Origin of the sequence: Corynebacterium sp. CCM 9204 (genome assembly GCF_041357695.1) — a bacterium.
GTDB lineage: Bacteria > Actinomycetota > Actinomycetes > Mycobacteriales > Mycobacteriaceae > Corynebacterium.
In genome coordinates this window covers 185,270-211,195 of sequence record NZ_JAUERX010000001.1, presented here as the reverse complement: position 1 = coordinate 211,195, position 25,926 = coordinate 185,270, and the positions used below count along the sequence as shown (strand labels likewise).

At 64.7% G+C, this 25,926-nt stretch carries 22 protein-coding genes; 15 read left to right on the top strand and 7 right to left on the bottom strand.

What is annotated here, in order from left to right; translation table 11 throughout:
• The first annotated feature begins 55 nt into the window (after positions 1–55).
• Together QWU43_RS00920 and QWU43_RS00915 are read left to right on the top strand one after the other, a co-directional pair.
• Positions 56–1,477, top strand: a complete 1,422-nt coding sequence (locus QWU43_RS00920) for a heparan-alpha-glucosaminide N-acetyltransferase domain-containing protein (RefSeq protein ID WP_370916915.1) — start codon at positions 56–58, stop codon at positions 1,475–1,477.
• A gap of 241 nt (positions 1,478–1,718) precedes the next feature.
• A complete protein-coding gene (locus QWU43_RS00915; RefSeq protein ID WP_370916914.1) occupies positions 1,719–2,354 on the top strand; it encodes a thiamine biosynthesis protein in 636 nt (211 codons plus the stop codon).
• 81 nt (positions 2,355–2,435) lie between these two features.
• Here the strand turns inward: QWU43_RS00915 and QWU43_RS00910 are convergent, their stop codons facing one another.
• The 7 genes from QWU43_RS00910 to QWU43_RS00880 all read right to left on the bottom strand — a co-directional run bounded on the left by QWU43_RS00910 (position 2,436) and on the right by QWU43_RS00880 (position 10,415).
• Positions 2,436–3,923, bottom strand: a complete 1,488-nt coding sequence (locus tag QWU43_RS00910) for an NAD-dependent succinate-semialdehyde dehydrogenase (RefSeq protein WP_370916913.1) — start codon at positions 3,921–3,923, stop codon at positions 2,436–2,438.
• Positions 3,924–3,926: 3 nt separating this feature from the next.
• Complete coding sequence (locus tag QWU43_RS00905; protein ID WP_370916912.1) at positions 3,927–4,712, bottom strand: HpcH/HpaI aldolase/citrate lyase family protein; 786 nt, start codon at positions 4,710–4,712, stop codon at positions 3,927–3,929.
• Positions 4,697–5,482, bottom strand: coding sequence for a 2-oxo-hept-4-ene-1,7-dioate hydratase (gene hpaH / locus QWU43_RS00900; protein WP_370916911.1), 786 nt, complete (start codon positions 5,480–5,482; stop codon positions 4,697–4,699). The genes QWU43_RS00905 and hpaH overlap by 16 nt, the downstream gene beginning before the upstream one ends.
• A gap of 44 nt (positions 5,483–5,526) precedes the next feature.
• Positions 5,527–6,618, bottom strand: a complete 1,092-nt coding sequence (gene hpaD / locus QWU43_RS00895) for a 3,4-dihydroxyphenylacetate 2,3-dioxygenase (protein WP_370915716.1) — start codon at positions 6,616–6,618, stop codon at positions 5,527–5,529.
• Positions 6,619–6,719: 101 nt separating this feature from the next.
• Entirely contained in the window at positions 6,720–8,219 is a 1,500-nt protein-coding gene (gene hpaE, locus QWU43_RS00890) for a 5-carboxymethyl-2-hydroxymuconate semialdehyde dehydrogenase (RefSeq protein WP_370915715.1), read from the bottom strand.
• Positions 8,216–8,923, bottom strand: coding sequence for a GntR family transcriptional regulator (locus QWU43_RS00885; RefSeq protein WP_370915714.1), 708 nt, complete (start codon positions 8,921–8,923; stop codon positions 8,216–8,218). The genes hpaE and QWU43_RS00885 overlap by 4 nt, the downstream gene beginning before the upstream one ends.
• 13 nt (positions 8,924–8,936) lie before the next feature.
• Positions 8,937–10,415, bottom strand: coding sequence for a fumarylacetoacetate hydrolase family protein (locus QWU43_RS00880; RefSeq protein ID WP_370915713.1), 1,479 nt, complete (start codon positions 10,413–10,415; stop codon positions 8,937–8,939).
• 131 nt (positions 10,416–10,546) lie between these two features.
• Here QWU43_RS00880 and QWU43_RS00875 point away from each other — a divergent pair, with 131 nt between their 5' ends.
• From QWU43_RS00875 to QWU43_RS00815, 13 genes are all read left to right on the top strand, one after another.
• The gene (locus tag QWU43_RS00875) at positions 10,547–11,920 is read left to right on the top strand and encodes an MFS transporter (protein WP_370915712.1); all 1,374 of its coding nucleotides are present in this window, start codon (positions 10,547–10,549) and stop codon (positions 11,918–11,920) included.
• A gap of 134 nt (positions 11,921–12,054) precedes the next feature.
• The gene (locus QWU43_RS00870; protein ID WP_370916910.1) at positions 12,055–13,950 is read left to right on the top strand and encodes an FAD-binding monooxygenase; all 1,896 of its coding nucleotides are present in this window, start codon (positions 12,055–12,057) and stop codon (positions 13,948–13,950) included.
• A 464-nt stretch (positions 13,951–14,414) separates the two neighbouring features.
• A complete protein-coding gene (locus tag QWU43_RS00865; RefSeq protein WP_370916909.1) occupies positions 14,415–15,425 on the top strand; it encodes a YeiH family protein in 1,011 nt (336 codons plus the stop codon).
• A 282-nt stretch (positions 15,426–15,707) separates the two neighbouring features.
• Entirely contained in the window at positions 15,708–16,229 is a 522-nt protein-coding gene (locus QWU43_RS00860; RefSeq protein WP_370916908.1) for an NYN domain-containing protein, read from the top strand.
• 229 nt (positions 16,230–16,458) lie between these two features.
• A complete protein-coding gene (locus tag QWU43_RS00855; protein ID WP_370916907.1) occupies positions 16,459–18,129 on the top strand; it encodes an aromatic ring-hydroxylating dioxygenase subunit alpha in 1,671 nt (556 codons plus the stop codon).
• Positions 18,126–18,677: a 3-phenylpropionate/cinnamic acid dioxygenase subunit beta gene (locus QWU43_RS00850; RefSeq protein ID WP_370916906.1), complete on the top strand. Its 552-nt coding sequence runs from the start codon at positions 18,126–18,128 to the stop codon at positions 18,675–18,677. Before QWU43_RS00855 ends, QWU43_RS00850 begins: the two co-directional genes overlap by 4 nt.
• Positions 18,678–18,684: 7 nt before the next feature.
• Positions 18,685–19,752 (top strand): hypothetical protein, encoded by a 1,068-nt coding sequence (locus tag QWU43_RS00845; protein WP_370916905.1) that lies wholly within the window; start codon positions 18,685–18,687, stop codon positions 19,750–19,752.
• Entirely contained in the window at positions 19,749–20,447 is a 699-nt protein-coding gene (locus QWU43_RS00840; protein WP_370916904.1) for a putative quinol monooxygenase, read from the top strand. Before QWU43_RS00845 ends, QWU43_RS00840 begins: the two co-directional genes overlap by 4 nt.
• Before the next feature lie 211 nt (positions 20,448–20,658).
• Complete coding sequence (locus tag QWU43_RS00835; RefSeq protein WP_370916903.1) at positions 20,659–22,083, top strand: MFS transporter; 1,425 nt, start codon at positions 20,659–20,661, stop codon at positions 22,081–22,083.
• A gap of 182 nt (positions 22,084–22,265) precedes the next feature.
• The gene (locus QWU43_RS00830) at positions 22,266–23,141 is read left to right on the top strand and encodes an alpha/beta fold hydrolase (protein WP_370916902.1); all 876 of its coding nucleotides are present in this window, start codon (positions 22,266–22,268) and stop codon (positions 23,139–23,141) included.
• 22 nt (positions 23,142–23,163) lie between these two features.
• Positions 23,164–24,099, top strand: a complete 936-nt coding sequence (locus tag QWU43_RS00825; protein ID WP_370916901.1) for a 3-carboxyethylcatechol 2,3-dioxygenase — start codon at positions 23,164–23,166, stop codon at positions 24,097–24,099.
• Between the two features lie 63 nt (positions 24,100–24,162).
• Complete coding sequence (locus QWU43_RS00820; protein ID WP_370916900.1) at positions 24,163–24,939, top strand: 2-keto-4-pentenoate hydratase; 777 nt, start codon at positions 24,163–24,165, stop codon at positions 24,937–24,939.
• A 14-nt stretch (positions 24,940–24,953) separates the two neighbouring features.
• The gene (locus tag QWU43_RS00815) at positions 24,954–25,904 is read left to right on the top strand and encodes an acetaldehyde dehydrogenase (acetylating) (protein WP_370916899.1); all 951 of its coding nucleotides are present in this window, start codon (positions 24,954–24,956) and stop codon (positions 25,902–25,904) included.
• Positions 25,905–25,926 lie beyond the last annotated feature (22 nt).

Here is a 25,926-nt window from a genome sequence, read left to right as displayed (position 1 = left end):
GTAAGGTTCCACCTCGTCAGCCCGCTCCGGCGGGACCCCCACGAAGGAGAACCCCGTGCCCCAGGCGAACACCGTGACCGTCACGCAATCCCCGCCTGTGCAGGTCCGGACAGGTTCCCGGGTGGCGGGTATCGACGTCGCGCGGGCGCTCGCGATCGTCGGGATGATGTTCGCCCACATCGGTATATCCGAAGATTCCTTTACCGGAAATACGGCGCACATACTAGCTACGGGGCTGCCTTCCGCGCTCTTCGCGGTGCTCACAGGGGTCTCGCTGGGTTTCATGGGCCAATCGGGGGCCATCGCCGGCGGTGAATGCCTCGCGAACTCGCGGAGCAAACTTTACGTGCGGGGCATGCTCGTCGTCGCGATCGGACTGGGTCTGACCTATACGCAGTCCAGGATCGCCGTCGTGCTCATGGCGATCGGTATCGAGATCATCCTGCTCACCCCGGCGGTACGCTGGCGGACCAGGACTCTTCTCATCTGGTGGTCGGTACTGTTTCTCGCGGGCGCGGCAGTGACCACCCTGCTACGGCTGAGTGACTTCTATCCGATGCTGATCACCCTCGGTTATCCGCTCCCCGCCTGGCTGTTGTACGGGATCACCGGGATCCTGATGCACCGTCATCTCATCTACTCCGGACCTAGAGCATGGACGGTCACCGCGACGATCGGGGCGGTGGTCGCAGGGTTGGGCATCTGGTGGTGGCGCCTCGACGTGCTCGACATCGGGCACGACTCACCCTTCTTCGATTTCCACGACCCCGATCTCACCGTCGCCCGGGATCTGTTCCTCTCCGCGGCGCCGCACAGCGGTGGTCTGGGGGATGTGCTCGTCAGCGTCGGTGCCGCCGTCACCACCGTCGGACTCTGTCTGCTGGCGTGCCATGTCCGCTGGGCCGAGGTGCTGCTCTACCCGCTGCGCGCCACGGGGTCGATGGCACTCACCGTCTATGTCGCCCACGTTCTCACCGCGACGATGCTCACGGGATTCTCCCTCATGACGTTAATCGGACACGGGTATTCCTCCTCCGATCGGCCGGAGCACGATGCAGGGTGGACCCTGGACGCCTCTCTGGACGACGGAGATCCGTCGTCCTCATCGGCTGTCGAGTTCCCGAACGAACCCGCGTGGGAGGAGTATCAGCGGACCGTCGGCGAGTCGACGGGCTGGGAGGACTTTCGTTCCCGCGAGGAACACTTGTGGGAGGATTTCCTCTCTGAACAGGAGCGACTTTTCGACGAGTACATCCGGGAGAAAGAAAACCAGGGGGATGCCGGTGCACCGCTGCCAGCGCAGCAGAACGGGTTCGACGTGGACGGCTTCGGGGTGACGGCGCTCGGGGCTCTGCTCATCTCATCCCTGTGGCGGTGGCGGTTCCGCCGTGGCCCGCTCGAGGGTCTGCTGCGGTGGATCATCGGGAAGGCGACCCGCAGCGATCTTCCACCCCGGGCCACACCTGCCAGTCCCTGACCTCCCGCCACTGCTGCTCGGTTAACGCGGTAGATACCACCGCCGTATGCAATATTCCTCAGGCGACCGGGCGCGACGGTTCTCCCCCACCCGGCCCCGAGATCATCGGTGATCACCCCTACCGGGGTTGTCATTGCTACTCCGGGGTACCGAAGAAACCAAATCGCGATAGAATCCGCCCAGAACCTCGTCAGTTCCACCGATCAGCACCGTATTGACGAGATGCCGGACCGCTCCGGCAATGATCAGTGACACCTGCATCACCGACGAAAGGCATCCCATGCACAAACTCTTCACCACACGTACCACGGCACTCGCTGCCGCATCCCTCATCTTCGTGGCACCGCTCGCCGCGTGCTCGAATTCCGAGACCTCCGAGACAACCGACGCATCCGAGGTCAGCTCCAGTATCTCCGAGATGAGCAAGTCTGCCTCCGCAGGTCTCTCGGAGAAGTCCTCCGAGAAGTCAGAGCCGTCCTCCACCTCGGCGAAGGCTGCCTCCGGGTCTTCCGACGTCGAGATCACCGTCGACAATGCAGACGGCATCAAGGCCGGCGATACCGTCGCCGTTGAGGTCTCCGGGCTGAACCCCGAATCCGGCTACTACGCCGCGATCTGCGCGGCGAAGGGCCCCGAAGGTTCCCCCGTTCCGGTCTGCACCGGCGAGATGGGCGATACGGAGAGTCAGGCGTGGTTGCAGAACGAGCGCGGCAACGCGAAGATCTCCGAGGACGGAACCGCCTCCTTCACCCTGACCGCGAGCCCCTCCGGTGACGGCGTCGACTGTCTCACCGACGAGTGCGTGCTCAAGGTCTTCGGTGACCACTCCGAGGGATTCAAGGACGTCGTCGAGGTCCCGGTGACCTTCGCGTCCTGATCTACGCAGAACAATGATGACGGCCCCCTCTACGGTGGGCCGTCATCATTGTTCTGGCCGGGAATAGGTCCCGGATCAGGATCACTCCCGTTCAGCGTAGGGGTCGGTGACACCGATGTACTGGATACTGGTGTACTCGTCGAGTCCTTCGGCGCCGCCCTCCCGACCAAGACCGGACTGCTTCACCCCACCGAAGGGTGCCGCCGCGTTCGAGATGATCCCGGCGTTGAATCCCATCAGCCCGAAGTCGAGGCCGTCCGCCATCCGGTACATCCGTGAGGCGTCGGTGGTGAACACGTAGGACGCGAGCCCGTATTCCGTGTCGTTCGCCAGGGCCAGGGCCTCGTCCTCGTCGCGGAACGTGATGATCGGCGCGACGGGACCGAAGATCTCCTCGGTGAGCACCCTGGCTCCCGCTGGCACATCCACCAGGACCGTCGGCGGGTAGAACCAGCCCGGCCCCGGGACGGGACGACCACCGGTGAGCACCGTCGCACCACGTTCGACGGCATCATCAACCAGGCCCGCGACCCGGTCTCTGGCCTGCCGGGAGATCAACGGCCCGCAGGTGATTCCGGGTTCCATCCCGTTCCCGAGTTTGACGGTGTTCATCCGCTCCGCGAACAGGGCGGCGAACTGGTTTACCACGCTCTCCTGCACGAGGAACCGATTCGCGGCTGTGCACGCCTCACCGATGTTGCGCATCTTCGCGGCCATCGCGCCGTCCACCGCCGCATCGAGATCGGCGTCGTCGAAGACGATGAACGGGGCGTTTCCCCCCAGTTCCATGGAGGTGCGCAGCACGCCGTCGGCGGCCTGCCGCAGCAGCAGCTTGCCCACACGCGTGGAACCTGTGAAGGAGACCTTGCGCAGACGGGCGTCGGCAAGCAGCGGGGCCGACACCGCCGCGGGGTCAGCCCCCGGCAGTACCGCGAGGACGCCTGCCGGAAGGCCCGCATCCATCAACGTCTGGGCGAGGAACTGGCTGGTCAGCGGAGTCAGTTCAGCGGGTTTGAGAATCATCGTGCACCCGGCGGCAACCGCAGGGGCGATCTTCCTGGTCGCCATGGCGAGCGGGAAGTTCCACGGGGTGATCAGCAGGCACGGACCCACGGGTTTGCGGCGGGTGAGCATCCGCAGCCCACCCTCGGGGGCGGCGTCGAAACGGCCGTGAGCCCGCACCGCCTCCTCGGCGAACCAGCGCAGGTACTCCGCACCGTAGGTGACCTCACCGCGGGCCTCGGCGAGGGGTTTGCCCATCTCGAGGGTCATCAGCGTGGCGAACTCCTCCGCGCGTTCCCGCACCAGCTCGAAGGCGCGGCGCAGAATCTCCGAGCGTTGTCTGGCCGGGGTCCGCGCCCACCGGTTCTGCACCCGGCACGCCACGTCGAGGGCAGCCAGGGCCTCCCGCTCCCCCGCCGACGCGACCGTCGCGAGGCGTTCCTCCGTCGCCGGGTTGACCACATCGAAGGTCGCTCCGTCGGCGGCCTCGATGAACTCGCCGTCGATCAGCAGCCCCGTGGGAACATTCCGCACCAGGGCGGAGACGTCGATGGTGTCGGTGTTCATCACCTAATCCTCTTTTCTGAAATCGGTGACCAGGGCCCGGGACGCGGTGGCCGCCAATTGGACATCGGCACCGATGTTGACGAAATCGGCTCCTGCGTCGATGTACTGCCGCGCCTGTTCGATGTTGAAGGCGTTGACGCCGACGAAAACACCCGCGTCCTTCACCGCGCACATCGCCCGGGAGACGGCGTCGAGCACATCCGGGTGGGACTGCTGGCCGATAACCCCCATTGAAGCGGCGAGGTCGGACGGGCCGATGAACACGGCGTCAACCCCGGCGACGGACGCGATCTCGGCGGCATTCTCCACCGCCTGCGGCGACTCGATCTGCACGATGCAGCTCACGGTCTCCCCGGCTGTGCCCAGGTAGTCCGGCACCGCATTCCACCGGGAAGACCGGGCCAGCGCACTGCCCACCCCACGGACACCTCGGGGCGGGTAGTGCATCGCCGCGACGGCCGCCTCCGCATCCTGTCTGGTGTGCACCATCGGCACCATGATCGACTGGGCGCCGAGGTCGAGGTACTGCTTGATCAGGGCGGTGTCGAGCACCGGTACCCGCACAACCGGGATCGCCGGATAGGGGGCAACGGCACGCAGCAGGCTGGTGATGGTTTCCAACCCGATCGGGGAATGCTCGCCGTCGATGAGCAGCCAGTCCGCACCGCTGCAGGCCATGATCTCCGCCATCGCGGGCGACCCGGAGCACACCCACAGACCGGTGAGCGGCCGGTCGGCACCCGCGAGACGTCGACCGAAGGGTTCGGGGAGGCTCACTCGAAACGACATGTCACGCTCCCCAACTCGCCATAGTCCGCGTGGACCGTGTCCCCGGGTTCCACCCACATCGGGCGGGTGAAGGAACCGGCGAGAATGAGCTCCCCAGGTTCCAGGTGGTCACCGTGTTCGGCGAGCTTGTTCGCCAACCATGCGACACCCGTGGCGGGGTGACCGAGGACCGCGGCCGCGACGCCGGTCTCCTCGATGGTCTCGTTGCGGTAGAGCAGTGCGGGAACCCAGCGCAGGTCCACCGCATCGGGCGCCACCGGGCGCCCCCCGTAGACCATCGCCCCCATCGCCGCGTTGTCACTGATGGTGTCGACGATGGTGCGGCCCTCCATCTCGATCCGCGAGGACAGGATCTCCAGAGCCGGTACGACGTACTCGGTGGCGCGCAGCACATCGAAGACCGTGCAGTCCGGCCCCCGCAGGCCCTCCTTAAGTTGGAAGGCGAGCTCGACCTCGATACGCACATTGGAGAACTGACCGTGCTCAATGACCGAGCCGGACTCGTACACCATGTCCGCGAAGATCGCGCCATAGTCCGGTTCGGTGATACCCGTGGCGACCTGCATCACCTTGCTGGTGAGCCCGATCTTGCGGCCGACCGGGCGACGCCCGGCGGCGATACCGCGGCGCCGCCACTCGTTCTGTACGGCGTAGGAGTCCTCCACCGTCATCTCCGGGTGTCGGGCGGTGAGCAAGGGAATCATCGTGCGGTTGTTTTCGGCGTCGCGGAGTTCATCCGCGATCGCCTCAATGGTCTTGCTGTCGAGCATGGTGCCTCCTGCGTGGGCCGGTTGTTCGGGGAGTCGATGGGTGGCTAGAGCTGGTGACCCAACTTGTACTCGCCCTTCTTCCAGTCAGGCATGTCCTCGTCATCGGCGCGGGTGTAGGAGAACCCGTCGGCGCCGATGGTCTGCTCCATTTCGGAGGCGTCGGTGCGTTCCACGAGGGGAACGAGGTTGCCGTCGAGGTCGAGGACCCGGGAGGCGTCGGTGTACCAGCTCGGTACGACGGGGGTTCCCCACCAGTCCCGACGCTGGTTGTCGTGGACGTCCCAGGTCACACGCGGGTTGTCCGGGTCACCCGTGTAGTAGTCCTGGGTGTAGATCTCCACGCGGTGTCCGTCGGGGTCCCGGAGATAGAGGTAGAAGGCGTTGGACACGCCGTGGCGCCCGGGCCCGCGCTCGATGCGGTCCGACAGCCGCAGGGCACCCATCTTGTCGCAGATCGCCAGGATGTTGTGCTTCTCGTGGGTGGCGAAGGCGACGTGGTGCATGCGGGGGCCGTCGCCGCCGGTCATGGCGGTGTCATGGACGGTGGGCTTGCGGCGCATCCAGGCCGCGTAGACCGTTCCGTCACCGTCCTGGATGTCCTCGGTGACGCGGAACCCGAGATCCTCCATGTATTTGACGGCCTTCGGAACGTCCGGGGTGACCTGGTTGAAGTGGTCGAGCCGGACGAGAGCACCTGGGGTATAGAGATCGTAGCGCCAGCAGAGCCGCTCGACGTGTTCGACGTCGAAGAAGAACTCGTAGGGGAAGCCCAGCGGGTCCTGGACGCGCACGGAATCACCGATGCCGCGGACGAAGCCGTCCGGGTTGCGCTCGACCCGGCAGCCGAGTTCCCGGTAGAACGCCTCGGCACGGTCGAGGTCCTCGGGGCTGCGGACGCGGTAGCTGAACACCGCGACGGCGGCGGTCTCACCCTTACGGAGGATGAGGTTGTGGTGGATGAACTCCTCCATGGAGCGGAGGTAGATCGCCTCGTCATCCTCGTAGGTGACCACGAGGTCAAGGACGTCGACGTAGAAATCGCGGGACCGCTTCAGGTCGGTGACGACGAGTTCCATGTACGCGCAGCGCAGGACGTCCGGCGGCGGCGAGGTCGGGGTGGTGATGGGGTTGGACACGTACTCTCTCCTTGGTGCTCAGGGGCGCCTGTCGACGCCCGTCCCTCCCGCAGTGGGTGCGGTCGGGGGCGGCGTCTGACGGCGGTGGTGGGTAAGTCTGATCAGTCCTGCTTGCCGAAGACGGGGTTGTGCACCTCGCCGAGGTTGATGTGAACGGCCTGCTGGTCGGTGTAGAAGTCGATGGAGCGGTAGCCGCCCTCGTGCCCGAGACCGGAGGCCTTCACGCCGCCGAACGGGGTGCGCAGGTCACGGACGTTGTTGGAGTTGAGCCACACCATTCCGGCCTCGACATTCTGGGCGAAGTTGTGGGCGCGTTTGAGGTCGCCGGTCCAGACGTAGGCGGCCAGCCCGTAGCGGGTGTTGTTCGCCAGTTCGAGGGCTTCCTGTTCCGTGTCGAAGGGGGTGATGGCGACGACGGGGCCGAAGATCTCCTCCTGGAAGATGCGGGCGTCGGCGGGCACGTCTGCGAAGACGGTGGGCTGGACGAAGTTGCCGTTCTCGAAGCCTTCCGGGCGGCCACCGCCGGCGACGAGTCGGCCCTCGGTTTTGCCGAGTTCGACGTAGGACATGACCTTGTCGAAGTGTTCGGGGTGGACGAGGGCGCCGACCTCGGTGGCTGGATCGGAGGGCAGGCCGACCTTCACGCGCTTGGCCTGGGCGGCGTAGCGCTCGACGAACTCGTCGTAGACGGAGCGCTCGACGAGGATGCGGGAGCCGGCAGTGCAGCGCTCGCCGTTGAGGGAGAACACGCCGAAGATGGTGGCGTTGATCGCCTCGTCGAGATCGGCGTCGGCGAAGACGATGGCCGGGGACTTGCCGCCGAGTTCCATCGACAGGCCCTTGAGGTGAGGGGCTGCGTTGCCGAAGATGATCTGGCCGGTGCGAGACTCCCCGGTGAACGAGATCAGCGGGACATCGGGGTGCTTGACCAGGGCGTCACCGGCATACTCACCGAAACCATTGACCAGGTTGAAGACTCCCGCAGGTACACCGGCTTCCTCGAAGATGCCGGGCCAGAGGCTCGCGGACAGCGGGGTGAACTCGGCGGGCTTGAGCACCACCGTATTTCCGGTGGCCAGCGCCGGGCCGAGCTTCCAGGATTCCAGCATGAACGGGGTGTTCCAGGGGGTGATCAGGCCCGCGACGCCGATCGGCTTGCGGTTGACGTAGTTGATCTGGCGACCGGGAACCTTGAATGCGTCATCGGTCTGGGCAACGATGAGGTCCGCGAAGAAACGGAAGTTCTCGGCGGCGCGGCGGGCCTGCCCCTTGGCCTGGGTGATCGGGAGACCGGAATCGAAGGACTCCATCTCGGCGAGTTCGGCGTCGCGGGATTCGACGATATCGGCGACGCGCATGAGGATGCGCGCCCGCTCGCGGGGGAGCATCTGCGGCCAGGGGCCCTCGTTGAAGGCGGCCGTTGCGGCGGACACAGCGGCGTCGATGTCGGCCTGCTTGCCGGAGGCCGCCTGGATGTAGGTCTCGTTGGTCACGGGGTCCAGGACATCGAAGGTGTCCCCGTCTGCGGAGTCTACGAATTCGCCGCCAATGTAGTGGCGGATCTTCTCGGGCAGGTTCGCGGGGAGGCGGTCAGTGCTCATCTGTCTGTGTTGTCCTTTGTCTTGTCTGTCTTGTCGGCGTTCAGGTAGTGGTCAAGTGTGGTGAGACGGTGCTGGCGGACGAGTTTCTCGATGTACTCGGGGTCCGCGCCCACCTCGATCATCGCGAGTATCCGGTAGTGCTCCTCGACGGATTCCCTGGCCCGGTCGGGAACGAACGCGAAGATCGACTCGCGGAGGTGGCTGAGGCGCGCCCATTCCTGGGTCACCAGGTCGATGAGATGACGGTTGGGGCAGCGTCCGACGAGAGTGCGGTGGAACTTTCGGTTGAGGATGGTGAACTCGACCGCGTCGAAGTCCCGGAGGGTGGCTTCCATCTTCTCGTTCAGTTCCCTGGCCTTCGCCAATTCACCCGGGGTGAGGAAGGGCGCGGCGAGTGCGGTGGCGTGTCCCTCCAGTACCGCGAGCGTCTGCATGCAGTCGAGATACTGGTTCCGATCGATCATGCGTACCTTCGCTCCGACGTTGCGTTCGAAGGTGACCAGCCCCTCGGCCTCAAGCTGGCGGATTGCCTCGCGGATCGGAACGACGGATACTCCCAGTTCCTCGGCGATCGAGGATAGAACGAGACGGTGCCCCGGGGTGTACTCCCCCGAGGTGATCTTCGCGCGGATCAACTCGTGGGCCTGCTCCGTCTTGGACAGTTTCACCGGGTCAGAGCCACCTGCGGCTGGCGGGACAGTCATGGTCACGGACCTCCTAGTCCTCTTCACCGGCGGTGGAGTCGGCGGTGAAGCGTTCACGCCACGCCCCGACCGGTGGGAAAAGACCGTCCACGGGGTTGCCCTCGGCGACACGGGCGGCGACCCACTCATCCTCCCGTTCCTTGGCGAGTGCCGCGTCCACGACCTCGTCCGCGAGATCACGCGGAATGACGATCACGCCGTCATCGTCGCCGACGATGATGTCACCGGGGAGCACGGTCGCGTTGCCGCAGGCGATGGCGGTGTCCGACTCCCAGGGAACGTGACGACGCCCGAGAACCGCAGGGTGCGCTCCCCGCCCAAAGACGGGCAGTCCAATCTCACGGACGGGTTCATAGTCACGGATCCCCCCGTCAGTGACGATTCCGGCGGCACCCAGGCATTTCGCGCGAAGCGCGAGCACATCACCGAGGGTGCCCGATTCGGGTTCGTTGCGGGCCTCGATGACGAGGACCTGGCCGGGCTTGAGTGAGTCAAAGGCGCGTTTCTGGGCATTGTATCCACCGCCATGGGATGTGAACAGGTCCTCTCGGCCCGGCAGGAAACGCAGCGTCTTGGCGACACCGACCATCTTCGTTCCCCGGGTCTGCGGGTGCACGCCCTCGATGACGACCTGGTTCAAGCCCCGGGACCGCAGTTGCGCCGACAACCCGGCGGTGGGTGCCGCCAGCAGCTTTTCACGGAGTTCGTCACTGATGGCGGTGGGATCCTCGGGTAACCCGGCCTCCGCCCGCGAACCCCAGGCCTCTTCACGCTGTTTATCGTCGATGGCCGGAGTCATACCGATCCCCGGATCAACCGCTCCCGTCCCTTGTTCGACGGTGGTGCGCAGCCTCCCCGACGTGGGATTACCCGCGACGCCGGGCGCGTCGACCTCGACCTCAACGACGTCGCCGGGAACGATGACGGTCGAACCAGCGGGGGTTCCGGTGAGAATCACGTCCCCCTCATCGAGAGTGAAATGCTGGGAGAGGTCAGCGACGAACTGGGCGAGCGGGAAGATCAGATCCTCCTCAGTGGTGCCGCCCTGCTGCACAAGCTCACCATTGACCCAGGTCCGGATACGGAGTTCGGTGGGGTCAACGGTACGGGCGTCAATCAGTTCGGGACCGACCGGAGTGAATCCGTCCCGACTCTTGGAACGGATGTTGGACCCCTTGTCCTGGGCACGCCAGTCGTAGACACCGAGGTCGTTGGAAGCGGTGACCCAGGCGACGTGACTCCAGGCCTCATCGAGGGTGACATTGCGGGCCGGACGCCCGATGACCAGTGCTATCTCGCCCTCAAAGGCGAGGAGTTCACAGCCCTCGGGCCGGGTGACCACGTCGCCGGAGGCCCCCAGTGAACTGGAGGCCTTGAGGAAATAGGAGGGGCGGGCAGGGCGCCTGCCCCGCTGATCGGCACGGGAAAAGAATGCGGTGTGAACCGCGATGATCTTCCCTGGCGTGACGGGTAGGGGCTGGGGGTGATTCACAGATCCTCCTTGATTGGGTCTTGATCCCTGACCGAGATCGTATATGATCCGGAGTCAGACCGGCAAGTAACGCAGAACACACTATGCCTCTATGTCACCCCAGACCACAGAACAAGCCCCGAGGAGATTCCGTGCACCATTCACCACCGGAAGAAGAAATCACCCCCGCCCGGGATACTGAGCACAGGCGCGTCGCGGCGGCGACGATCATCGGAACCGCCATCGAGTGGTACGACTATTTCCTCTACGCCATGGCTGCGGCCCTGGTGTTCCGCCAACTCATGTTCAGTGGCTTGAGCTCCGGAGCATCAACCATCGTCGCCTTCCTCACAGTGGGAATCAGCTTCCTGTTCCGCCCACTGGGGGCATTCCTCGCAGGCCACTACGGCGACAAGATCGGGCGCCGCAAGGTGCTCATGTTGACGCTCATCGTGATGGGCACAGCCACCGCCCTGATCGGCCTGCTGCCCACCTACGAAACAATCGGCGCAGCCTCCCCGATCCTGCTGATCACACTGCGCATCATCCAGGGCATCTCCGCCGGTGGCGAATGGGGCGGCGCAGTCCTCATGGCCGTCGAACATGCTCCCGTCAGACAACGCGGGCTCTACGGCGCCTGCCCCCAGATCGGTGTCCCCGCAGGTTTACTCCTGGCATCCGGCGTGCTCGCGGTGATGAGCCAGATCGCCCCCGGCGACGCCTTCCTCACCTGGGGCTGGCGTGTCCCCTTCCTCCTGTCGTTCCTGTTGATCATCGTCGGCGCCTGGATCCGGCACAGCGTGGAGGAATCCCCCGTATTCGTTGAGATGGCCGAGCTCGCGGAGACCGAGTCCGCGCCAGTCAAAACCCTGTTCCGCAAGCACTCCCCGCTGGTATTTGTCGCCGCACTCATCTTCGCCGGCAACTCGGCGGTGGGCTACATGACCACCGGCGGATACATCCAGGGCTACGCAACCGACCCCGACGGCCCCGTCGGCCTGTCCCGGGATGATGTGCTGTGGGCCGTCACCGGTTCGGCCGTCACCTGGCTGATTTTCACCCTGTTCGCCGGCTGGTTCAGTGACCGGGTGGGACGCCGCACCTCCTACATCATCGGTTTCATCCTTCAGTTCCTCGGTGTTCTCGTCGTGTTCCCACTGGTCAACACCGCTAATGTCGGCCTGTTCTTCCTGGGCATCGGCTTCCTGACCTTGGGACTCGGCCTGACCTACGGCCAGCAGGCCGCGCTCTACGCCGAGATCTTCCCCGCTTCCATCCGGTTCTCCGGCGTATCCATCTCTTATGCCATCGGCGCAATCGTGGGCGGTGCATTCGCGCCGATGATCGCCGCCTGGCTGGTCCAGACCACCGGTACCACCAACGCCGTCACCGTCTACCTCGGCGCGATGACCCTGATCGGGCTTGCCGCCGTTCTCTCCCTCCGGGACCGGAGTGGAATCCCGCTCGGCCCCGAGCACGAAGCGGAACAGAGCGTCAGTCCCATCCGTTGGCTCTCACGCACTTAATACCCCCTTTAGGGTGTGCTAAAGATTGAAGAGAGATGGGTCACTAAATGATCAGATCATATTTGATCCACCTCTCTCCTCGACCGAACTGAACCCGGCCCCTCTGATCACCCACCGACCACAGGAGAAACACCATGCAGTTCCACCACCACGGATATGTCTCCGGCGATCCCCGCCGTCACCCTGCAGCGGGAGTGGGGCTCAACCGACCCGACGAATTGCCCGACACAATGGACGTTCTCGTCGTGGGCGCCGGACCCGCCGGAATGATCACCGCAGCACAACTGTCAATGTTCCCGAACCTATCCACCCGGATCATCGACCGTCGGCCGCACCGGCTGGAAGTCGGTCAGGCCGACGGTATCCAGGCCCGGAGTGTCGAGACCTTCCAGGCGTTCGGATTCGCTAGTGAAGTCACCGACGAGGCCTACCGGATCACCGAAATGGCCTTCTGGAAGCCTGACCCCGCAAACCCGAACCACATCTACCGCGCCAATCGCGCGATCGACGATGAAACAGGAATCTCCGAGTTCCCGCACCTCATCGTCAACCAGGCCCGTGTCCTGGACTACTTCGCCGAGTTCATGGAGAACTCTCCGTCACGGATGCACCCCGACTACGGCTGGGAGTTCGTCGACCTCACCGTCGCCGACGATCCCGACGCCACCGACTACCCGGTCGAAGTGCGACTGCGGCGCACGGGCGCCGAGAACCCGAACACCGACACCGAGCGCACCGTCCGTGCCCGCTACGTCGTCGGCTGCGACGGCGCCCGTTCCGGTGTACGCCTTTCGATAGGCCGCAAGTTGGAAGGGGACCAGGCCAACCACGCCTGGGGCGTCATGGATGTGCTCGCCGCCACCGACTTCCCCGACATCCGTCTGAAGTGTGCCATCCAGTCCCGCTCCGGCGGCAGTATCCTGCTGATCCCCCGGGAGGGTGGGCACCTGTTCCGCATGTACGTCGATCTCGGCACCGTTACCGAGGAGCGCAAGGCCACCATCCGCTCGACGACGATCGAGGAGATCATCGCGAAGGCCAACGAGATCCTCACCCCCTACAGCGTCGATGTCAGGCACGTCGCCTGGCACTCCGTCTACGAGGTCGGCCACCGGCTGACCGACAAATTCGACGACGTCGATGATGACGAGCGCGCACCCCGCGTTTTCATCACCGGCGACGCCTGCCACACGCACTCCGCGAAGGCCGGCCAGGGCATGAACGTCTCGATGCAGGACGGCTTCAACATCGGATGGAAACTCGGAGCCGTTCTCTCCGGTACCTCCCCCGCTGACCTGCTCCACACCTACTCCGCCGAGCGCCAGGTGGTGGCGAAGGACCTCATCGACTTCGACCGCACCTGGTCCACCCTCATGGCCACCCCGCCGGAGGAGTTCGATGATCCATCCTTCCTCGAGGACTTTTACGTCAAGACCGCCGAGTTCCCGGCCGGCTTCATGACGGAGTACGCCCCCTCGCTGATCACCGGCGGCACCGAGCACCAGGAGCTCGCCACCGGCTATCCGGTGGGTAAGCGATTCAAATCCGCGATCGTCAGCCGTGTTTGCGACACCAACCCGATCCACCTGGGGCACCAGGCGACCGCCGACGGCCGCTGGCGCGTGTACGTGTTCGCCGATGGTGCACCCGCGGGAACGCAGGACTCCGCCGTGGCAACGTGGGCGGAGTGGGTGTCCACCAACCCCAACTCACCCCTGGTGTGGGGCCCGAAACCAGGGCCGGACGATGACAGTCTCCTCGATCTGCGGGTGATCTACCAGCAGCTCCACGCGGACATCCTGATCAACAAGGTTCCGAGGGTGTTCTTCCCCGAGGTCGGGCCCTTCCGGCTCACCAACATGGAGAAGGTCTTCGGCGTCACCACCTCCGACGACATCTTCACCGACCGCGGGATCAGCAGGGACGGCGCGGTCGTCGTCGTGCGGCCTGACCAATACGTCGCGGCGGTCCTCCCCCTCAATGAGCCAGAGGCACTGGGGGCGTTCTTCCGCCCGGTATTCGGCGGCTGACGGCTCTTCGACCCGACTTAAGCGCCTGGGTGCCTACCGACCCGGCGGCAAGCGGGGACGAGTTCAGTTAATGCGCTGAGCAGCGTCCCCCAGCCGCCATTCGGTCCGGGTGCTGCACGACCGGGAAAACGGGTTTTCCACGCCCCTATCCGAGGGTCAGATCGACGGAGGGAGCTCCTGCGGAGCGAACACCATCACCTCGACGCGGGCCTGGCCCTCACTTCTTTCGTGTCCTTCCCACGGGATAATTTTCATCCTCTCCGGTCGAACCTGCCCCACTACGCCAGCATGAATGAGCTCATCCAGCACCAGAGTTCCCCGATGGCCTCCTGCCCCCGGCTTCATCGGCAGTAACGACCGGCGGGTCCCGGCTTCCCCCACGCAGATCCGGTAAGAGCTACGTCACAACCGTACCTGGCAGATTCACCACTCCACCGTGAGTGAGGTACGACTAGTGTTGTGCCATGAATAAAACCCGTGAGGTGATTCCTGGCTTGCTGCTCTGTCTGGTGGGAGCAGCCGCATCCTTCGTGGTGGACACCTTCATCGAGAAAGCCACCGGAATCAGTGTCCTACTACTGGTGGCAATTATCCTGGGCAGCATCGTCGGCAATATCTGGACGATCCCCGGACGGATGCTGCCCGGTGTTGCAGTCTCATCGAAGATCATCCTCAAGATCGGTGTCGCACTCCTCGGCCTCGGCGTCCCAGCAGCCACGGTGCTCGCACTCGGTTGGCCCGTTCTCATCGTCGCGGTCCTCACCGTCGTCCTCGGGTTCGCAGCGACACTCATCCTTGCTCCCGTCTTCGGCCTCCGCCGCCAACAGGCTCTGCTCATCGGAGCTGGTTGTTCCATCTGTGGTGCGGCGGCGATCGGAGCGGTCGACGGTGTCCTGACGAAGAAGAAGGAACACGAGTTCGTCACCGCCATCGCGGTGATCGCCCTCCTCGGCACGATCCTCCTGGCACTGGCGCCCGTCATCGGGCATCTAGCCGGGTGGGATCCTCGGCAGGAAGGGATCTTCATCGGTTTGAGCGTCCACGAGGTCAGTCAGGTCGTCGCAGCGGGAGGCCTCGCAGGAGCAGCAGTACTACCGATTGCGGTAACCGTCAAACTCGGTCGTGTCCTGCTCCTCGCCCCGATGATGATGATCCTCGCGGCACTCGAACGTCGGCACGCGGCCCGAGCCGCAGCCGCCGGGGAGATCACCGGAGCTCTTCCCCCGCTGGTCCCCGCATTCGTCGCAGCCTTCATCGGGCTTGTCCTCCTCCGAACCTTCGTCCCCCTCCCGACCTCCCTCATCGACACTGTCGGAGCCACCCAACACTGGATGTTCGCTGCAGCGATGTTCGCTCAGGGGACCGGCGTGACAGCGGCCACCATCCGGGCGGCCGGTTCGCGACCATTCCTCTTCGCTATCTCGGTGACACTCGTCGTCGCCACCACCGGGGTTCTCGGAGCTCTCCTCGCCTAGGCTGAGGCCCACCCGGCAGCCCCCATCATATGGCTCCCACCAGCGAATAAACACACCAGGTGAAAACCAGCTAACTAGGGGAGCTTGCACCACTTCCGACACAAGGACATACTCGGGAGGAACAGGCTCCGGACAGCGCCCGTTCATCTGCTGTTCCACTCCTTCAACCGGAGTCCTCGCGACCGGCCTGGGCAGGGATTCCCGCCCCGACGATGTCACGGCATGCGGAAGGAACACCCGAAACGGGATTCCCGAACACATCTTCTGGACAGGAGTTCTCAGATGAACCACCGCACAGATTCTCCCCGCACCCGACACCTTCGAACGGTCGCTTTTCTCGACATAGAGAACCTATGTGACACGAACACACCGGATGAGCTGATCGCCGGACGAATGACAGACGTCATGCTCCACACCTATCCATGGGGCCCCCGGGACCTCTGGTACGTCGGTTCCAGGCGGTCCAACCTACTCGCCGCGCAGATCGGGGTACGTGGATTCCGGGACGCCACCTTCCTCGCGGGATTCCACGGATCCGCCAGAACAAGAGAACAGATATCCCGGATGATCGACGACTTCCTCGAAGACGGACACCGGGACCACACCGTCATCGCAAGCGGTGATGACTGTTTCCTGGAGGACGTGCACAAACTCCAGGAACACGGTATCCACGTCACCGTGATGAGCCGCGGAAAACTACTCTCCTGGCGGCTCGCTCTCGCAGCCGACGACGTCGTTCTACTCAATCAGTTCCCGGACATCCCCCTTGCCGACCCTGATCAGGTATTGAGGGACAGCGCCTGATCTACACAGGAGACGGTCTGCAGAGCGAGATACCCCTCGGCATCCGGATCCCCTCTACGAGCAGCAGCACACGTAGCTCCACATTGAGGCATCGTGTTTCTTGGCCGACGCGATCCTGCTTCACGCAGCCTCCGTGTTCCACAACCCGGAACGAAGCCACCTTCGCCAGTGTGGCACCTCCTACATTGGGCACACAGCATGACCCACCCCACAGCCCAAGGAGCACGCCGTGCCTGACATTGGTTCACTCATCGATCCCGTAGGAGGATACGTCTCCGGCAGGATCTTCGTCGACGACGACATCTACCAGCAGGAACTGGAACAGGTGTGGCAACGCACCTGGGTGTTCCTCGCACACGACTCCATGCTGCCGAAGAAGGGCAGCTACCTCCAGACATACATCGGTGAAGACCCCATCGTTGTCGTCCGGCAGAAGGACAACAGCATTAGGGTTTTTCTCAACCAGTGCCGCCACCGGGGCATGCGCATCTGCCGCGCCGACCGGGGCTTGTCCAAGGGGTTCATGTGCTCGTTCCACGGCTGGGCGTACGATCTGGCCGGCAATCTCATCGACATCCCGCACGAGGACACCGCGTATCCGCAGGGAATCGACAAGTCCAAGCTGAGTGCAATCAAGGTGCCCCGCATCGAGAACTACAAGGGATTCATCTTCGGTTCCTGGGATGACACCATCCCTCCGCTCGAGGAGTACCTCGGAAACGCCAAATACTACCTGGACGGATACCTCGACCGCTACGAGGGCGGTATGGAGGCGATCGCGGTCCACAAATGGGTGCTGCCCGCGAACTGGAAGTTCAACGTCGAGCAGCCGACCTCCGACATGCAGCACTCCGAGATCAGCCACATCTCGGCGGTGGAGGCCCTCGCCAGCGGGTCCGACACCTTCGACCGGAAGAGAGGCCGCGAGAAGATCCCCACCGGACGCCAGTTCTTCAGCCCCTACGGTCACGGCGGCGCCTGGTTCGGTCGCCGCGGCAGGGAGATCCCGAACACCGCGCCCGCGTTGATCGAATGGGAGAACTCAGTCCGCGGAGCCATCGAGGAACGGTTGGGCGAGTTCCGCGAGATCCGCGGGCACATGAACGTCTTCCCGAACTTCATGCTCCTCGGCAACTACACGTTCCGGGTGACCCATCCGCGCGGACCGAACGAAATGGAGATCTGGTCCTGGACGTTCGTCCCCAAGGACGCCCCAGAATCCGTCAAGGAGGCGATCCGTGTCGACGTCATGCGCACCTTCTCCCCCGGCGGCATGTTCGAGCAGGACGACGCCGAGAACTGGGAGGAGATGCAGCACATTCTCCAGGGTGCGATGGCCCGAAAAACCGGGTTCACCTACAACATGCGCGGAGTTCCCGTCAGTGCGGACGAGGACGGCTACCCGGGTGGTTCCACCGCCCACGTCTACTCCGATAATGCCGCGCTCAACATGTACGGGTTCTACCGGGATCTCATGAGCGGAGCCAGCTGGGAGGATCTCAAGGCCATGCGTGGTGGCGAACCGGAGATCAGGAACGCCGACTACTCCGCGGTCATGGCGGAGGGGGTCGACGCACTCAACACCGAGGCGGAATTCGGCATCGACGAAGCGAATGCGGCACTCGACGAAGCGAATGCGGCACTCGACGCAGCGGCCGATGCGGCCGCACGGATCCCGGCGGCGCGCGCGGAGGCCACACCGACCGGAGCCGCCGGCAAGTCGGACGCCACAGCCCGGGGCGTCGACGGAAGCAGCACTCCAACCCGTGAACACGACGGCCCCACGGCGGCGACGATGCGTGACATCGTCCGCGCCGAGGCAGCGGCCGAGTCTCGTCAGCACACGATGGCCGGTACCACCGCTCACCCCACAGCCACCGATCCTAAGGAGCAGCAGTGACCAGCCCGAACCCGACACTGGCGGAACGTATCCCCGTTACCGCGGGGACCGAACGGGCAATCACCCGTTTCCTCTACGACGAAGCTGAACTCGTCGACAACATGGAGTGGGATGCCTGGCTCGAGACCATGCACCCGGATGTCTACTACTGGGCGCCGGTCCGGGAGAACAGGGTGTTCCGGGAACGGAAACACGAGTTCTACCCGCGGGGGACCTCCGTGTACTTCGAGGAGAACTGGGAGTACCTCCGCCAACGTGTGTTCCGTCTGCAGACGCAGAAAGCCTGGGCGGAGGAGCCCGCGTCCCGCACGCGCCATCTCGTGACGAACGTCCGGGTCGACGGGCGGGAAGACGGCAACTTCAACGTCCGGTCGAACTTCTACATCTACCGCTCCCGCGGGGAGCGGTACCAGGACCACATCTCCGGTGAGCGCCGGGACATCATCGTGCGCGACGAGTCCGCGCGCTGCGGTTTCCTCATCCTCGAACGGGAGATCCGGTTCGACATGGCGACCATCCTGATCAAGAACCTGAGCCTCTTCTACTAGGAGAACCATGAAGACAACGAACCTCCTGCGCGTCGGCATCGTCGTCACCGACCTCGATGCCGCGATGGACAGCTACCGCCGTCTCCACGGCATCACCGATTGGGACGTCTCCCGCGTGGACGCGGAGCAGACCTCGTCCGCGGTCAGCTACGGCCGCACGACCTCGACCACCCCCGGGACCTGGCGGGCCGCGGTCGGGACGACCTGGCCCGCACCTGCCGCGACGGGCCCCGGGGGCGGCCCCGCCCGGCCCGTGACCTTCGAACTCATCGAGCCCACGAGCGGGGAATCGCCATTCAACGAGTACCTGCTCATCAAGGGGCCCGGGATCTGCTTCATCCGGGTCCTCGCCACCGGCGGCGACGACGTCCCCGGGCATTTCGACAGGCTCGGTGTCCCCGCCATCTACAGTGCCAACATCGGCGGATCCCGACGGACCTTCTACGACACGCGGGCCGCTCTCGGGGGATTCCTCGTGGAGATGGTCACCGGGGCAGCCGAACCGACGGCGGACGCCACCGACCGGGAACCCACCGGCGGAGTCCTTCCCCCGCTCCAGGGAATCCACCATTTCGGCGTCATCGTTGACAACGTCCTCGAGAACCTCGAGGCGTACCGGGACATCTTCGGGATCACGAGATTCGAGTGCAAAACCTGGCAGACAGGTCGCGGTCGACTGGATGATCCCCAGTATCGCGGGGAGAAAGTCGATCACGGCTACTTCACTGCACAGGGCACGGCGGGGGACTTCGGTTTCGAGATCATCCAGTGCAAGCACGGACCGAGTCACTACAACCGCGAATTCTCGGACATCCGCGGCCCCGGGATACACCACATGTTCAGCTGGATGACTACGGACGAAGGGGAATGGCAAGACACGGTCGCGGCGATGACTGAGGCAGGCCACGGACTGTGCATGGGATCTCCCCTGCGGGGACACGCCGCCGAGTTCGGTTACTTCGACGTGTTCGATGATCTCGGCGGATACCTCATCGAGGGAGTGCTGCGCCGACGTCCGCCGGCGCCGGAGTACCTGCGACCCGACTGGGTCGTCGACTTCGGGCAGCAGCGATGATCCGCGTCATCCACACCTTCGGCCCCCTTCCCGACGGTCTCGTCGACGAGGTCCGAGCGCTCCGCGGGCGGGTGGAGCAGGCGGAGGTCTATTCCACTCTCGCAGCCGACGAAGAGGAACACGCACTCGCACTGCTGCTGCCCGACGATCGCGTGTACGGGGACCTGCTCCGCGGGATCACGGATCATCCGATCCTGCACGATCTGCTCCGCAGTGACGGGACCGGGACCGCGATCTACCGGCAGGTTCCCTATGCGCTGGAGGGCGCCGTCTGGCGACCTCTCGAACGCCCCGATCCAGCAGTGGTGTGGCCCGCCCGCGGGCCGGTAGACATCGTGATTCAGGGTGCCTACGAGGACGAACCAGGGATGCGCGGTCTGACCGCGAGGGAGATCTCCGACACCCGACGGGAACCCGGCTGCCTCGCCTATGCGTGGTACGAGAACATCGAGCTTCCGAATCACCTCATGCTCCTGGAGACGTGGGCCGATCAGCAGATCTACGATGCGCACTGGTTTGGGCGCACGGCGACGTCCGCGTACCGCGGTGATTCGGGTCGGCGTCCCACGCCACCGGAAAGAGGGGAACCAGTCCGGGAGTTCTACCGGAGCCAAAGGTTCGAGTTCCACTACGGGCGGATGCTGCCGATCGATGTCCGCGCCTACTCCCAGACCGTGGAGTGGTCGGCGAGCTGACCGTTGAGACGTCCGCCGGGGGTGAGGCGCCATCCGCGATTCGCGGGTGGCGCCTCACCCATTCAGTCAGGGCACCCGTGAGCCCGGGCCGCGGCCCAGCATTCCGCCTGATGAAACACCGTACCACCCACCGGAACGAGTTGTAGCTCACAGTCGACACGGATGTTTCTCTTGGGTCACACACCGTTCCCTACCTTCATCTGGAGCACCCATGACACAGTCCACCCCGGCGGGCACCGACCCGACGGATCTCGCCGCGACGGCCAGCGCGGTCGTCCCGGAGAGCACCGATCCCCGCGAGCGACGGCGCGCCGTTATCTCCAGTTTCCTCGGCAGCACCGTCGAGTACTACGACTTCCTCCTCTACGCCGCGGCAGCCGGCCTCGTGTTCCCGAAGCTGTTCTTCGGTTCACTGAGCCCGGAGCTCGGCACGACACTCTCCTTCCTCATTCTGCTGATCGGCTACATCTCCAGGCCGATTGGCTCGATGGCATTCGGACACTTCGGCGACAAGTACGGGCGAAAAAACGTGCTCGTCGTCACCCTGCTGACCATGGGCCTCGTCTCGGTGACCATCGGACTCATGCCTTCAGCGGATCAGATTGGGGTCGCCGCACCGATCATCCTCGTCGTCCTGCGGACGGTGCAGGGGCTGGCTGTCGGCGGTGAATGGGCGGGCGCGACGCTCATGGCGATGGAACACTCCAAACGGAAGAACAAGGGTTTCGGCGCGTCCCTCGCCATCGCGGGTGGCCCCGCGGGCGCCGTGCTCTCCACCCTCGTTCTCGCGGTCTTCTCCAAGATCTCCGGGGACAACTTCGCGAACCCCGAGAAGTACTTCGTCACCGACTGGGGCTGGCGCGTGCCCTTCCTGTTCTCCGCAGGAATCGTCATGTTCGGCCTCTACCTTCGTTCACGGGTGACCGAGTCGCCGGAGTTCGAGGCCGCCCGGCGCGAGGGCCGCGTGCACACCGGCGTACCGCTGGTGAAGATGCTCCAGAATTCACCCCGCGAACTGGTCCTCGGTTCCCTCGCCGGCATGGCCGGACTGTTCATCCAGGGGCTCCAGGCATCCTTCATGGTGCCCTACATCGTCCGCCAGAGCGCCGACTCCGCCGACCCCATTTCCCGGGGAGATGCACTGATGATGCTGACCATCGGCTCGGTGGTCGCGATCTTCGTCATGCCGGGACTCGCGGCGCTCTCAGACCGGTTCGGGCGTCGCCGCGTCATGCTGCTCGGTGGTCTGGTCTCGGTGGTGGGTCTCTGGATCGTCCTCCGGATGATCCAGACAGGCGACCCATCCAACGTGTGGATCGGCATGATCCTGATGGTCTGTGTCGTCCAGCCCGCCCAGTACGGCCCCATCGGCGCCTTCCTTTCCGAGAAGTTCGATCCGGCCCACCGCTACACGGGAGCCGGAATCACGTTCCAGGTCTCCGCGATCCTCGGCGCCGGAACCGCCCCGCTCATCGCCAACAAACTGATGGGCACGAACACGGACCTGACCCCGGTCGCGATCTACGCGACCATGCTCTTCATCATCAGTTCGATCGCGATCTACGTCTCCAAGGAGACCGCCCACCGGGAGACCCCGGAGGAGCATTTCCAGGAGACCGCGGTTTTCAAGGCTTGACCACCCCTCAGCCGGTGTTCCACGGAGCGGAACACCGACTGAGGGCAGTTCCCGGGGGCCATACGATCGGTCCTACCACCGGTGATACCGGTTGATACCGGTCTCTACCCGTCACGCGCCGGTCGAACCCAGGCCCCGGGCCCCAACGGCGTTCACCACCCCACGCTCCAAGGAGAATAAAGATGACCCCCCGTAGTTACACCAGCACCTGGGACGATCTCGCCGAGGTGGCATTCGATCAGGGATACATTGAGGCCGGCGGTTACCGTACGCGGTACCTCCACGCCGGAACTCCGGACAAGCCCACCCTGTTCATGCTTCACGGGATCACCGGCCACGCAGAGGCCTACGCCCGGAACCTCGCCGCCCACGCGGAGCACTTTAACGTGTACGCCATCGACTTCATCGGCCACGGTTACAGCTCCAAGCCGGAGCACCCGCTGGAGATCAAGCACTACATCGGCCAGGTCCTCGACATCATGGATGAGCTCGGCGTCGAGAAGGCGTACTTCTCCGGTGAATCACTTGGTGGATGGACCACCGCCCGCCTGGCGCAACAGCACCCGGAGCGCGTCGAGCGCATCGTTCTGAACACAATGGGCGGAACGATGGCCAATCCGAAGGTTATGGAACGCCTACTCACCCTGTCCACCGAAGCCGCCGAGGATCCGAGCTGGGAGCGCGTCAAAGCCCGATTGGAGTGGCTGATGGCGGATCCGACGATGGTCACCGCCGATCTCATCCGGACCCGGCAGCGGATCTTCGAGCAGGACGACTGGAAGATGGCCTGCCAGATGAACATGGCACTCCAGGATCCGGAGATCCGCCGCCGGAACATGCTCTCGGACGATGATCTCCGCGAGATCCAGGCGCCAGCTCTCGTCCTGTGGACCACCAAGGATCCCTCCGGCCCGGTTGACGAGGGACGCCGGATCTCGGAACTCATCCCGAACGGTCAGCTCGCCGTGATGGAGAACTGTGGACACTGGCCCCAGTACGAGGACACCGAGACCTTCAACAAAATCCAGCTGGACTTCCTGCTCGACCGGACGTCCTGAACAGCGAATCAAGGAGAACCACATGAGTATCCAGCTGCTGGCCATGTCGCACAGCCCCTTGCTCGGCATCGCCGACGCACCCGCCGATGTTTCCGCCGAGCTCGACGAGGCCTTCGCTACGGTTCGCGCTGCGGTCGATGAGTTCGACCCCGAGCTCGTCGTCACTTTCGCCCCCGACCACTACAACGGATTCTTCTACGATCTGATGCCGCCCTACTGCATCGGCTACGAGGCGCTCAGCGTCGGAGACTACGACTCCAAGTCGGGTCCACTCGACGTGCCCACCGGAATCAGCGAGGAGATGGCGCAGTTCGTCATAGACCGGGATGTCGACATCGCGATCTCCCGCCGTATGGAGATCGACCACGGTGCCGTCCAACCGCTCGAGGTGCTCTGGAACGATATCGCCGCGAAGCCAACCATCCCGATCTACGTCAACGGTGTCGCCCGGCCCTTCGTCCCGATGCGCCGGGTCCACAGAATGGGCCAAGCGGTGGGCGAGTTCCTGGCCGGCCGCGACGAGCGGATCCTGCTCATCGCATCCGGTGGTCTCAGCCACGATCCCCCGGTCCCGCAGTGGGCCACCGCCACGGATGAACAGCGCGCTCTCCTGCTCGCAGGCCGCCACCCAACCGAGGAGGCACGCAACGCACGCCAGCAACGGGTCATCGACACCGCGAAGAAGTTCGCCGAAGGTGAGGCCGACATCCTCGACCTCAACCCCGAATGGGATCGAGGTTTCATGGCCGCCTGCGCGGCCTCTGATCCAGAACGGTTCGACCGGTACACCGCCGATGAGATGGATGCCGAGGCAGGCCACTCCTCCCACGAGGTCCGCTCCTGGGTCGCAGCGTTCTCCGCGCTCCACGCAGCCACCGGCGGCTACCGCGTGACCTACGAGTACTACCGGCCCATCCGGGAATTCATCGCCGGCTTCGGCATCATGTCCGCCCGATGACACGAGCCCCATTCCCACCATCTCTCCCCTCTAATCCAGCCCGAGCAGGAGTCACGTTCACCCATGACAGATCAGTACCAGCGGATGGCGGATGAACTCGCCGCCGCCTACCGCACCCGACGGCCCGTCGCCCCACCCCGCACCGTGATCGACGGTCTCGACGTCGACGGCGCCTACCGCATCCAACAGCTGACGGAGGCCGCATTCATCGCGGCCGGTCAGCGGATCGCAGGCAGGAAGATCGGTCTCACCTCGGCCGCCATGCAACAGCAGCTCGGTGTTGACAGTCCCGACTTCGGGTTCTTCACCCAGGACATGGTCCACCGTGCCGGCGAACCGATCGCCGCGGATCAGTTCATCGCCCCCCGGATCGAACCGGAGCTCGGTTTCCGGCTGGGTTCGGACCTGGCCTCCGACGCGACCTTCGACGATGTCGTCGCCGCCATCGATGAAACGTATCTCGCGGTGGAGATCATCGATTCCCGGGTCCGCGACTGGGACATTCGACTCGTGGACACCATCGCCGACAACGCGTCCTGCGGTGCGGTCGTCATCGGCGGTTCCCCCGTCGATGTTCCGGTGGACCAGCTCCCGTCGGTTGCCGCCGCGATGCGTGTGGACGGCGAACTGACCGGTGAAGGCACCGGCGCCGCCGTGATGGGGCATCCCCTCGAACCATTGGTCTGGCTCGCGGGAGTCCTGGGTGAACAGGGGGTCACGCTCCGCCGCGGCGACCTGATCCTCACCGGTAGCTTCTGCGCCGCCGCACCCATCGCGCCCGGCACCGTCGTGGAAGTCGACTACGGATCTCTCGGAACCCTGACCACATCCTTCACATAAAGGGAAGAAAGCACATGAGCGACAAATACACCGCAGCCATCGTAGGCCCCGGGAACATCGGGACCGATCTGCTGATGAAACTGCTGAAGAACTCCCGCAACATCGAACCTGTCTACATGATCGGCGTGGATCCCACCTCCGACGGTCTCGCCCGCGCGGAGAAGCTCGGCGTCGAGGCATCACCGGGTGGTGTCGACTGGTTGCTCTCCCGTGACCGGCTCCCGGACATCGTCTTCGAGGCGACCTCCGCCGGCGCGCACCGTGCGAACGCCCCCCGATACCGGGAGGCGGGTATCCGGGCCATCGATCTGACCCCTGCCGCCGTGGGCCCCCACCTGTGCCCGTCCGTGAACATGGACACGTTGCGCACGGTGGACAACGTCAACATGATCACCTGCGGTGGTCAGGCGACCACCCCGATCGTCGCCGCCGTCTCGAGGGTGGTGCCCGTCGAATATGCGGAGATCGTGGCGTCCATATCCTCCAAGTCCGCAGGTCCGGGAACCCGCGCCAGCATCGACGAATTCATGGCGACGACCTCGGCTGCCCTGCAGAAGGTCGGCGGCGCGAAACGCGCGAAGTCGATTCTCATCCTCAACCCGGTGGAACCGCCGATGCTCATGCGCAACACGGTCTACTGCGCCCTTCCCCCGGAGGCTGCAGAGCCCGGGCCGCTCCAGGACCGGATACGTGAATCCGTGCAGCAGATGGTCGCCGACGTCCAGAAATACGTTCCCGGCTACCACCTCACGGCGGAACCCCAGTTCGACACCGCACGTTCCGACTGGCGGGGATGGGGCCGGGTGACCGTCCTCATTGAGGTACAGGGCGCCGCCGACTACCTGCCGGAGTACGCCGGAAACCTCGACATCATCACAGCGGCGGCGGTCGCGACCGCCGACACCTACGCCGACCTCCTCCGCCGGAACAACGCCACCACCGCACCGGTCAGTGCAGCCCGATGATCCCGACAGAGAAGAAGAGAAC

What these genes read in the sequence shown, in the direction of transcription:
- hpaE (WP_370915715.1), bottom strand. Translation starts at nt 8,219, where the DNA reads ATGAGCACTGACCGCCTCCCCGCGAACCTGCCCGAGAAGATCCGCCAC.
- QWU43_RS00825 (WP_370916901.1), top strand. Translation starts at nt 23,164, where the DNA reads ATGAGTATCCAGCTGCTGGCCATGTCGCACAGCCCCTTGCTCGGCATC.
- hpaH (WP_370916911.1), bottom strand. Translation starts at nt 5,482, where the DNA reads ATGCTCGACAGCAAGACCATTGAGGCGATCGCGGATGAACTCCGCGAC.
- QWU43_RS00820 (WP_370916900.1), top strand. Translation starts at nt 24,163, where the DNA reads ATGACAGATCAGTACCAGCGGATGGCGGATGAACTCGCCGCCGCCTAC.
- QWU43_RS00860 (WP_370916908.1), top strand. Translation starts at nt 15,708, where the DNA reads ATGAACCACCGCACAGATTCTCCCCGCACCCGACACCTTCGAACGGTC.
- QWU43_RS00905 (WP_370916912.1), bottom strand. Translation starts at nt 4,712, where the DNA reads ATGTCGTTTCGAGTGAGCCTCCCCGAACCCTTCGGTCGACGTCTCGCG.
- QWU43_RS00865 (WP_370916909.1), top strand. Translation starts at nt 14,415, where the DNA reads ATGAATAAAACCCGTGAGGTGATTCCTGGCTTGCTGCTCTGTCTGGTG.
- QWU43_RS00830 (WP_370916902.1), top strand. Translation starts at nt 22,266, where the DNA reads ATGACCCCCCGTAGTTACACCAGCACCTGGGACGATCTCGCCGAGGTG.
- QWU43_RS00910 (WP_370916913.1), bottom strand. Translation starts at nt 3,923, where the DNA reads ATGAACACCGACACCATCGACGTCTCCGCCCTGGTGCGGAATGTTCCC.
- QWU43_RS00815 (WP_370916899.1), top strand. Translation starts at nt 24,954, where the DNA reads ATGAGCGACAAATACACCGCAGCCATCGTAGGCCCCGGGAACATCGGG.
- QWU43_RS00840 (WP_370916904.1), top strand. Translation starts at nt 19,749, where the DNA reads ATGATCCGCGTCATCCACACCTTCGGCCCCCTTCCCGACGGTCTCGTC.
- QWU43_RS00885 (WP_370915714.1), bottom strand. Translation starts at nt 8,923, where the DNA reads ATGACTGTCCCGCCAGCCGCAGGTGGCTCTGACCCGGTGAAACTGTCC.
- QWU43_RS00835 (WP_370916903.1), top strand. Translation starts at nt 20,659, where the DNA reads ATGACACAGTCCACCCCGGCGGGCACCGACCCGACGGATCTCGCCGCG.
- QWU43_RS00915 (WP_370916914.1), top strand. Translation starts at nt 1,719, where the DNA reads ATGATCAGTGACACCTGCATCACCGACGAAAGGCATCCCATGCACAAA.
- QWU43_RS00870 (WP_370916910.1), top strand. Translation starts at nt 12,055, where the DNA reads ATGCAGTTCCACCACCACGGATATGTCTCCGGCGATCCCCGCCGTCAC.
- QWU43_RS00845 (WP_370916905.1), top strand. Translation starts at nt 18,685, where the DNA reads ATGAAGACAACGAACCTCCTGCGCGTCGGCATCGTCGTCACCGACCTC.